Source organism: Candidatus Hydrogenedentota bacterium (assembly GCA_035416745.1).
Lineage (GTDB): Bacteria > Hydrogenedentota > Hydrogenedentia > Hydrogenedentales > SLHB01 > UBA2224.
This window is the reverse complement of sequence record DAOLNV010000138.1, coordinates 1-8,836: the sequence shown is the minus strand read 5'-3', so window position 1 is coordinate 8,836 and position 8,836 is coordinate 1. Positions and strand designations below refer to the sequence as shown.

General features: G+C 62.6%; 8 protein-coding genes. 1 reads left to right on the top strand and 7 read right to left on the bottom strand.

Annotation, left to right across the window (positions count from 1 at the left end; all coding sequences use genetic code 11):
- The 4 genes from PLJ71_21855 to PLJ71_21840 all read right to left on the bottom strand — a co-directional run.
- The coding region (locus PLJ71_21855; GenBank protein HQM51335.1) for a hypothetical protein at positions 1–460 on the bottom strand (460 nt) is incomplete at its 3' end.
- 78 nt (positions 461–538) lie between these two features.
- Positions 539–3,250: a DUF1080 domain-containing protein gene (locus tag PLJ71_21850; protein HQM51334.1), complete on the bottom strand. Its 2,712-nt coding sequence runs from the start codon at positions 3,248–3,250 to the stop codon at positions 539–541.
- Between the two features lie 29 nt (positions 3,251–3,279).
- Complete coding sequence (locus PLJ71_21845; GenBank protein HQM51333.1) at positions 3,280–4,578, bottom strand: Gfo/Idh/MocA family oxidoreductase; 1,299 nt, start codon at positions 4,576–4,578, stop codon at positions 3,280–3,282.
- A gap of 95 nt (positions 4,579–4,673) precedes the next feature.
- On the bottom strand, positions 4,674–4,892 hold the full coding sequence (locus PLJ71_21840; GenBank protein HQM51332.1) for a GxxExxY protein: 219 nt from the start codon (positions 4,890–4,892) through the stop codon (positions 4,674–4,676).
- Positions 4,893–5,124: 232 nt separating this feature from the next.
- On the opposite strand from PLJ71_21840, the gene PLJ71_21835 reads away from it, so the two are divergent.
- On the top strand, positions 5,125–6,093 hold the full coding sequence (locus PLJ71_21835; GenBank protein ID HQM51331.1) for a DUF1559 domain-containing protein: 969 nt from the start codon (positions 5,125–5,127) through the stop codon (positions 6,091–6,093).
- A gap of 133 nt (positions 6,094–6,226) precedes the next feature.
- Here the strand turns inward: PLJ71_21835 and PLJ71_21830 are convergent, their stop codons facing one another.
- From PLJ71_21830 to PLJ71_21820, 3 genes are all read right to left on the bottom strand, one after another.
- Positions 6,227–6,823 carry a 3'-5' exonuclease gene (locus PLJ71_21830; GenBank protein ID HQM51330.1) on the bottom strand — a complete coding sequence of 199 codons (597 nt, stop codon included), beginning with the start codon at positions 6,821–6,823 and terminating at the stop codon, positions 6,227–6,229.
- Positions 6,824–6,862: 39 nt separating this feature from the next.
- Entirely contained in the window at positions 6,863–7,075 is a 213-nt protein-coding gene (locus tag PLJ71_21825; protein ID HQM51329.1) for a hypothetical protein, read from the bottom strand.
- A gap of 375 nt (positions 7,076–7,450) precedes the next feature.
- Positions 7,451–8,701 carry a DUF1015 domain-containing protein gene (locus PLJ71_21820; GenBank protein ID HQM51328.1) on the bottom strand — a complete coding sequence of 417 codons (1,251 nt, stop codon included), beginning with the start codon at positions 8,699–8,701 and terminating at the stop codon, positions 7,451–7,453.
- Positions 8,702–8,836: the final 135 nt, after the last annotated feature.

The following is an 8,836-nucleotide window of genomic DNA, read 5'->3' as shown; positions in this document are numbered from 1 at the left end:
TCGTCTCTTGAATAAGGTGCGTCCGAATCGAAGGCTCTTCCCAAGAACGATCTATGTCCACTAGACTGATGCCTCTCACATGTCCGGCCTCGTCAAAGCTGATATCTAGATATTCTGGATTCTTGTAGCTGAACGACCAGTACATCCTTATTCTGAGGTCGGATGAGGATTGATGATCTATCCTTCCGCCCATCGCATCGCATAGCTGCTGGACCTCGTTTCGCTCAACACTCGGAAAGGTCGCCGTTGTAAACAGCACGAGCAGACTACGGGCGCGTTCGTTGAGATAGAATTCGGTTGCGAACGCGATTACGACGGCCACCGCCAACAAACAGAAAGCAACTCCGCATATCTCTGCTCGCTTTGGCTGCATGCCTTCTCCAGAATTCCCTTGCGGGGCCGCGGACTTCTTCCGTTCGGTCTTCTCGTCCTCCAAACGCCGGTCTGCGCGCTTCTTCAACGGCTCCGCCGTCCCCATTCATACCGTAGCGCCCGGCGCCGCGAGCGGTGTTGCCTGGCGGCGCCGGGCGGGTTTGGGTCATTGAGGAACAGGAATGGCGAGTTCGGGGATCAGGGCGTCGGCTTTGAGTTCGCCCAGCTCGACCTTGGGGTTGTGGATGAGTTTCAGGTTGCGGAACCGGTGCGTCTGGGGCGCTCCGGCGTGCATCTGGAACGCGATCTTGCCTGTGCGCTCGTCTTTGCCCGCGAGGTCGAGACAGGCGACGCCGAGCTTGCCGTTGATGGCGGTCCAGATGGCGGGCCCGACGGCCAGGATTTCGAGGCGGTTCCATTCGCCCGGTTTGACGGCTTCCTCGGCACGGCCGTTCCAGTCGAGTTTGCCGCGGCCGCCCTGGTGGTAGATGCGGCCCCACACGTCTTGTCCGATGTCGCCCTGGTACCCGAGGGCGTGACCGGCCTCATCGATCTTCTTCGAGCGGAACTGGATGCCCGAGTTGGCCGTGGGCGGTTCGAGCATGACCTCAGCGGACAGGTAGAAGTCACCCACCTCGAGGTCCGACCACAGGTAGGCCGTATCCGGGACTTGCTCGGTGCTCTGGCCCACGATAGCGCCGTCTTCGACGCGCCAGTAATTGCCGGTCCCGGACCATCCGGTGAGGTCCTTGCCGTTGAAGATGGAGGCATCTTCGCGAGCGGCGCCGCCCAAACCTTGCGCGATAGCGATCGCGGCCTGTACGGCTTCCGGCCGCACGGCCTCATCGGCGAACTGCGCAAAGACCATATCGAGGGCTTCGAGGCTGGGTGCGGCGGCCAGTCCGCTCAGGACCTGCTTCTTTTCGTCGGCATTCGAGGCGAGCGCCATCAGCGCGGTGAGTTGTTCGAGGCGTTCGGCTGGTGTAGCCTCGCTTTCTTTGAGCATTCGCACGGCGCCGCGCAACGCGAGCACCTTGAGCGTGGCGTCCGGGGCGGTCTTGGCCATCTCCATGACGACGGGCAGGGCAACGGGGGTCGGCCAGTCGCACAGAACCCGTTCGGAGGTCTGTTTGACCTCGCCTTCGCCCTGGGCCGCCGCGGCGCGGACCGTTTCGAGGGCTTTCGGGCTTCCCGTGGCGCCCATCAGACGCAACAGCGCGAGCGCGGTCGCCGGCGCTTGCCCCTTTGCCTGATCGAAAGCGGCGGAGAAGGCGTCCACGATGGCGGGGGGGATTGATACGGCGGTCAGGTTCAAAGACTGGCCTTCCGTCACCGTTTTGCTGTGGGCCACGCCGTTAGCCGTGTAATCGATGCGCAACTGTTTGACGACACCGTGCGCCGTGTCGCCGAAATTGGCGTTGGACGCGCTGATGGCCATGGCGCCCGAGGCGACCATCTCGGCCACCTTCTCGGTGACGTCGGTCGGCGCGCCACCCGGCAGATCGCCGTACAACGCCTTCTGAACGACGATGCCGGCGCTCGTGGGCTTGCGTTCACGGTCCACGACGGCACGCAGCGTGTTCTCGGCGCTTTCCATTTCCTCCGGCGCCTTCGCATTGCGAAGAATGGCCAGAAGACGCGGCATCTCGGGGATGCCGGCGAGGTTTTCGAGGGCCGTCAGCGCGGCCAGACGCACGGTCTGGTCCGCATCCTTCTCGGCGACATTCATCAACGGGCCGACGGGCTCGGGCAGTCCGCCCTTGCCGATCAACTCGACGGCCACGCGCCGCGCGGCCGGCTCGGGATTATCGAGCATGGACACGAGCACTGCGTCGCCCTCTTTGTTGGGGAAGTAGGCTAAGGCGTTGCGGGCGGCCTGGGTCAACGGGCTGTCTTCGGCGCTTGCCAGCTGGGCGATGAGGAGCAGCGCCGGGGTATGCGCAAGACGGGTCAGCGCGTTGACGGCTGCGATGCGGACCTCTTCAGGGCCCGCCTGCGCTTCGGTCAGCAGCGCCGGTCCGGCGGCGCTCCCGCCGCGATCGCCGAGGGTCTGCATGAGCGCGACCTTGCGCTCGGGGGTCAACGCGGGCAGGGCTTCGGCCAGTGCGGCCGTCACCGGGTCGCCGCCGTCCATTTCGCGAGCGGTGCGCAGGGCCGCGGCAAACACCGCTTCGTCTTCTCCGCGCACGGCTTCGATGAGGAGCGGCAGGCCTTCCTGCGGTCCGCGCGCAACCACCGCGCCGCGCAAGGCGGCGCCGCGGTCCTCTTGGGCGGCATTGGGCACTTGGCGCAGACGGTCATACAGCGCGACGGCGTCGGCCTTGCTGCCCTTGACGAGGAACGCCTCGGCACAGCGCAATGTCCCGTCGAAAACAGCGTGGAGGTTGCCCGAAGCGGCATCGGCCTGAGGAAGAGCGGCGGTCAAAGCGGCGGCTCCTTCGGACGTGGCGATAACGCCAAGCGCGCGCGCGGCTTCCTGAACCACGATGGGGTCGCTCTCCGACATCGCGGCGATGAGCGCGGGCACGCACTCGGTATCCCCGCGATACGCCAGCGAGTTCATGATGCCCACTTTCAGCGCGCCGCTGGTCTTGGCGAGGGCATTGCGCAGGGCCGCATCCGCCTCGGGGAACGGCATGGGCTCGAGGGCGTAACGCGCCATGTGCGAAAGTTCCTCGTTGGTAAGCATGGCCTCCAGAACAGGGATGGCCTCGGTTCCCCCGTAGACGGACAACTTGATACAGGCATCTTGCTTGGCTTTCAGGTCGGCATCGGACTTCAAGACGGCAATGGGGTCGGTTTCCTGCGCCAGCGTGGACGCGGCGGCGCTCAGGATAAGGACGCCTGCCAGTGTAAACCTGAGAATGGCGTTCCGCATGATCGCGTGTGCTCCTTTCGTTTCGCTTCTCATATCACCCAAGGCTCCCGCTGGGCGCGCGAACGCAGACGGTTCGCTTCGTCGTCGTTGATGAACGTCTCGGTCGCGGGGTCGAATTCGAGGTCCCGTTCGAGCCACATGCAGATGTTGGCCGCGTGCACGGTGCACATCGAGTGGTGCATCACTCGCGCATTGGCGACGGGTTCCTCGCGCGACTTCACGCAGTCGAGGAAGTTCCGCATATGGTCGAGGGCGCGGCCTGTGCGCGCAACGTATTCGCCAATGACCTCATCGAATTGGCGCAGCAGGTCAGGCGACGAGACTTCGGGCGCGGAATATCCGTCGGCCGCGGCGGCCCAGCCGCGTTCGCCGTCAAACCGTTCTCCGCAGGACCCGTACCAGTATTTGTCGCCGCGCGAGAAGATCAGCTTCTGCCCCGTGGCGAACTCGCAGACCATGCCGTCCGCCGAGTCGTTATCGACGTAGTTGTATTTGACGGGCGAGGACTCGCCGAGGCCGAGTCCGGCCTGGGCCTGGGCGAAGGTGTGCGCGCCCCACTCGCCGATGCAGCTCGTGTGGAAATCGTAGTCGCCGCGCCATCCGCCGCGGGCGTATTCCTCGTTGTATGGCCGCCACGGGCAGGGGCCGAGCCAGATGTCCCAGTCCACCTCTTCCTTGGGCGGTTCTGGCTGGGCTTCCTTCCATTCGCGCGGGATCTTGGCGGCATCCCACGGGGCGATATGGGCGTAGGCGACATCGACCTTGCCCAGCCGGCCCGTGCGGGCCATTTCGATGGCGAACACATGGTTGGGCTCGCTCAACCGCTGGGTTCCGGTCTGGTAGACGCGCGCGTAGCGGCGCGCGGTTTCAACCACGGCCCGGCCCTCGGCGATAGTCATGCACGAAGGCTTCTCGGAAAAGACGTCCTTGCCTTCGCGCATGGCGCGGACCGCGGCCTGGGCGTGCCACCGGTCGCCCGTAGCGATCAGGACCGCGTCGATATCGGGCCGCGACGGCAGGAACTCGCGCAGATCGCGGTACATGGCGCAGTCCGTGTTGCCGTAGTGCTGGTCGATGAAACTCTTGACGCCTTCGCGCTGGGTCTTCTGCAGATCGCAGATGGCGACGACCTGGACGTCCGGGTTTCCAATCATCCAGCGCAGGTCGTGCAGGCCGCGGCCGCGAATGCCGATGCACCCCACGACGATGCGTTCCGAGGGAGGCGTCGCGCCATCCAGGCCCAAGGCAGAGGCAGGTATGATGTACGGCGCCGCCACAAACGCGGCCGCCCGGGACAGAAACTTCCGGCGAGACAAGCTGGCAGTCATTCGTAGGTCCTCCTGATGATGCGTTGTGCCCCCTTGCGCAGGCCCGCGCCTCGGGCCACATATCCCGTGATTGTGGCGATTTGACCCCGCCCGCGTCAAGCAAAGGGATGTGACCCAAATCGGCGGATAACACGATGATTGGGGAACCTCACACAGAGACCTGGGAAAAATGGCGCCCGCGAAGTTATGGGGACGGGAACTTGCCGTGCCGCGCGCGGACCCCGGGCCTCCAAATCGCGTGCAAGCACCGCTTCGTACACTGTGTCCAACAACCCGAGACCCGTCCCTCGATGAAGCGCCACCGCGTAATCCACAGTGATGCTCTGTGTCTCCGTGTGAGTTCATTCTTGCTCTTTGATGGAGACAACAAGATCCCTCCAGCGAAGGCTTTCTTATCCGGATAAGGACATGACGCAACCCGAATAGCCGGATAAGCGAGGGATAGCGCGAAACCTCGTTGACAAAGCAGAACATCAGGGATAGCATCAATTCGGCATCACGGCGTGTGTTTTCATGCAGTTCACCAACCAGAAGGAGGGTTCGCAGATGAAACCCCGAGGATTCACGCTTATTGAGCTGCTGGTCGTTATCGCCATCATCGGTATTCTTGCCGCGATTCTGTTGCCGGCGCTGGCCCGGGCGCGCGAAGCGGCACGGCGCGCCAGCTGCGCCAACAACCTCAAACAGATGGGACTCGTTTTGAAAATGTTTGCCAACGAGAGCAAAGGCGAACAGTTCCCGCCGCTGCAATACTCGGACAGCACCAACTGGGACAGCGACGGCCCGCTGGACCCGGCCCATCGCTGCGATTGCTGGAGCGCGCGCACAATTCCGGAAGGGACCGCGATCTATCCCGAATACCTGACCGACTACAACATCCTGATCTGCCCCAGCGACCCGGACGGCATTGAGCGGATGGAAGCGTACTGGCTGGACGAGGAAGGCAATCTGGACCCGTGCCGCCTGCATGGAGACTCGTACATCTACACAGGCTGGGCGCTGCTGGCGCAACACTATCTGCTGACGAGCGGGGGCGGCGACAACGCCGAAAACCCTGCCTTCGGGGTCGACATTTCGCTGGCGGCTCTTGCGGCTGTGCAGGCCGCCATGACGCCCCTGTCGGACCTCGTTCCGCCGGTGCCCAATCCGACCAGCCTGAGCGACATCGAGGCGCAGGCCGGCACCTACACCAGGGACATCACCTTCGATCACGAGGACCTGGGGTCGACAACGGTATATCACCTGCGCGAAGGCATCGAACGCTTCTTTATCACCGACATCAACAATCCAGCGGCTTCGGCCATGGCCCAGTCCGAAGTGCCGATGATGTTCGACTCGATCTCGGCTACCCCCGTAACCGGTCCCTCGGCCAACTACGTGACGTATAACCATGTGCCGGGCGGCTCCAACGTGTTGTACATGGACGGCCACGTCGAATTCTTGCGGTATCCCAGCAAGTATCCCGTAAGCCGCACGTGGGCCTTCATCACCAAGACCTTGTACGATATGGGATAAGCACGGGCGCATAGCGCCGGTCAGATTACAGCGCGGGGCTCGCCTTAAGGGCGGGCCTCGCGCTCTTCAGTTGATGGCGTCGATGAGGGCGGGCGCCGCCTCGATGCCGTCGCACGGCCCGAGCGCGCGCGCCTCAGTCGAGCATGGAATCCGGCAGGAGGCTTTGGCGCCGCGGAAGCAGCGGCAGATTCACCCGCTTCGCTACGGCCGCGAGCGGCTCCGGTTCGCCAGCAAGCAAGTGCATGACAAGCGCACGAACCCCCATGGCATCGCCAAGAGCGCGATGGAGACCTTCCCTGGCCGCTCCAATGGCTTCAAGCAATTCCCCGAGCGCGTATCCTTTGCGCTCCGGAAAGCGTTCCCGCGCCCAGGCAAGGGTGTCCACCAGACGCAGGTTCGGCGCGGGTTCCGCGGAGTTCAAGAACGCCGCGTTGATGAACCGGATATCGAACGATGCATTGTGGGCGAGAAAGTACGGGTCGGGCCCCGCCCAAACCAAGAACGCCCGCAGGACCTCGATGGGCGGCCGGCGCGCGGCCACCATCTCATCCGTGAGGCCCGTGATGGCGCGTACCGCTTCCGGAATCGCGCTACCTGGATTCGCAAGCTCCTGGAAGGTCTCAAAGATCGCGCCATCCACGCGGAACTTCACCCCTGCAATTTCGAGCAGGGCGTTTTCGTAGGGGGATAAACCAGTAGTCTCGATGTCAAAGGCGATCAGGTCGGCCATAGGTCTCGCAAACCGGCGTCTTCGGCTTAACGGGGAAGATTACGAGTTTTGCCCGCTCAAAGCTGGGAAACGGTCCTTGTGCAGAAAGCGCGTAAGAAATCCGGGTTTTCGCAACCGGAAATCGGTGGGGTCGCACACGTGCGTCTTGCCCCTCCGCGTCTCGAGAAGCAGTTTGCCGTCCGGAAGTATCTCTTTTACCCGCCAATACTTATCGACGGTGTAGGCATAGGTTTCCCCGTGTGCGGACGGCACAATGTTTTCTGCACGCGGGCCCGGATGTTCACTCTGCTTACTGATGCGGTATACAACCGGATCGCCAGGTACAAAGCCATGTCCCATCGTCAATTGCCTCACTTAACGCTGCTCGCGCATGCCTTCTTCTCGCGCTATCAGACGAACAACCGTATTTATTATGCACAGAATTCTCGAAAAATCATAGTAATTTCTTGTCAAAATCTCGTGAATTGCTCAAAACAATGTTCGGCTGCCTTCCGGGAGTGCTCGGCAGGCCCCGCGACTACCGCATCTCTTGGGTCTTATTTGGGGGAAGAGTATTGATAAGACGGAACTGATGCGGAGACGTGTTTGTTTCACATCTCCGTCTTTGGGATCAAATGTTCAGACTTGCTACACCAGCCGGTGAATCACCGCCCCGGTAGGCAGTTTCGGGAAGAAATAGGTCGATTTTTGCGGCATCGGGTCGGCGGCATGCGCGCACGCGCAGACCTGGTCCGTTCGGGTGCCTTTCAGGAAGAATCCCAGCTTTTTCTCCCCCGAATTCACGGCTTCGAGTGCGGCATCGGCCTTGGGTTCATAAGCGTACTCGGCGCCCTCGGGCATGCCCATGACCCGTTCGAGCAATCCCCGGTGCAACACCGCGACGTCGAGATCACGCCAGGCATCGGTTCGGTCCTCGCCAAGGAATTTGGCGCGATCGATATCGCGAAGGGTGAGGAGGTAGCGTCCTCCGCCGTGTACCGCCATTCCAATGGCGCATCCCGGAGTCTCCTCGACCTGCGCGGCCAGGTCATCCCCGGCGTGAGCTATGTCAAACCATTTTTCGGCGGCTTTCAGGAATGCTTTTTCGTCGAACCCCGCAGGCGGGTCGACCAAACGGTGCGTCGGCCATATACGGAGTCCAGGGTCTTCCATGGCCACGAATCCCATCAGGACGAAATCATAGGGCCGGTCGCCGGCCGGCTGTTCGCGCTCGCGCATCCTGTCGCGGTACAGGCAGGCCATGCGAAACCGGTGGTGCCCGTCGGCGATGTAGAGAGTCTTTTCCCGGAAGAAACCCGTCGCCGCATCACCCTGCGGAACCTTCCAGACGCGTTGGGTAACGCCATCGATAGTGACCGCCCGCATGTCCTCGGGGCGCTGGTCCATGACTTCATAGAAAGAGGCCAATTCGCGGTCGGGGTCGCGGTACATGACAAACACGGCGCCCAGCTGTGCCCGCGTGTGTTCGGTCAGCGCCAGGCGGTCGGAGACCTTCTTATCGAAGACCCGTTCGTGGTCCAGGAAACTCGATTCTCCGCGTTCGGGCAGACGTGCCGTGGCCAAGAAGCCCTTGCGCACCAATTCCTGGCCGTCAAGCCCCTTGAATGTCTGAGAGAGGAGATAGACCGACGGTTCCGCGTCTTGCTTCAACGCGCCTTCGGCGAGCCATGACTCGAAGAGCGTCGCCGCGTTCCGGTAACGCGCATCGCCCTCGCCTTCCGGCAGAATCACATGCGCCATATTATGGGGGCTTCGTGCCATGAGTTGTGCGCGTTGCGCCGGGTTAATCACATCATACGGCGGGGTGATGACGTCGTCATACGGCCCCACCACCTTCGGGTCAAATCGATACGCGCGAAATCCTCTCACTTCCGGCATGGTATTGAGGTACTCCCTTAGGCTGAATCCACCAGGGACATGTTGCGGAACGTGTGCCGTCCGCGAAGAGCGCCCCCCTGAAAGAAGGCATACTAACGCCCTCGTCGCCGCAGGTCAAGGAAACGGCGGTGGCGG

Coding starts and splice junctions, on each gene's coding strand:
- PLJ71_21850 (HQM51334.1), bottom strand. CDS start 3,250: ATGCGGAACGCCATTCTCAGGTTTACACTGGCAGGCGTCCTTATCCTG.
- PLJ71_21845 (HQM51333.1), bottom strand. CDS start 4,578: ATGACTGCCAGCTTGTCTCGCCGGAAGTTTCTGTCCCGGGCGGCCGCG.
- PLJ71_21835 (HQM51331.1), top strand. CDS start 5,125: ATGAAACCCCGAGGATTCACGCTTATTGAGCTGCTGGTCGTTATCGCC.
- PLJ71_21830 (HQM51330.1), bottom strand. CDS start 6,823: ATGGCCGACCTGATCGCCTTTGACATCGAGACTACTGGTTTATCCCCC.
- PLJ71_21820 (HQM51328.1), bottom strand. CDS start 8,701: ATGCCGGAAGTGAGAGGATTTCGCGCGTATCGATTTGACCCGAAGGTG.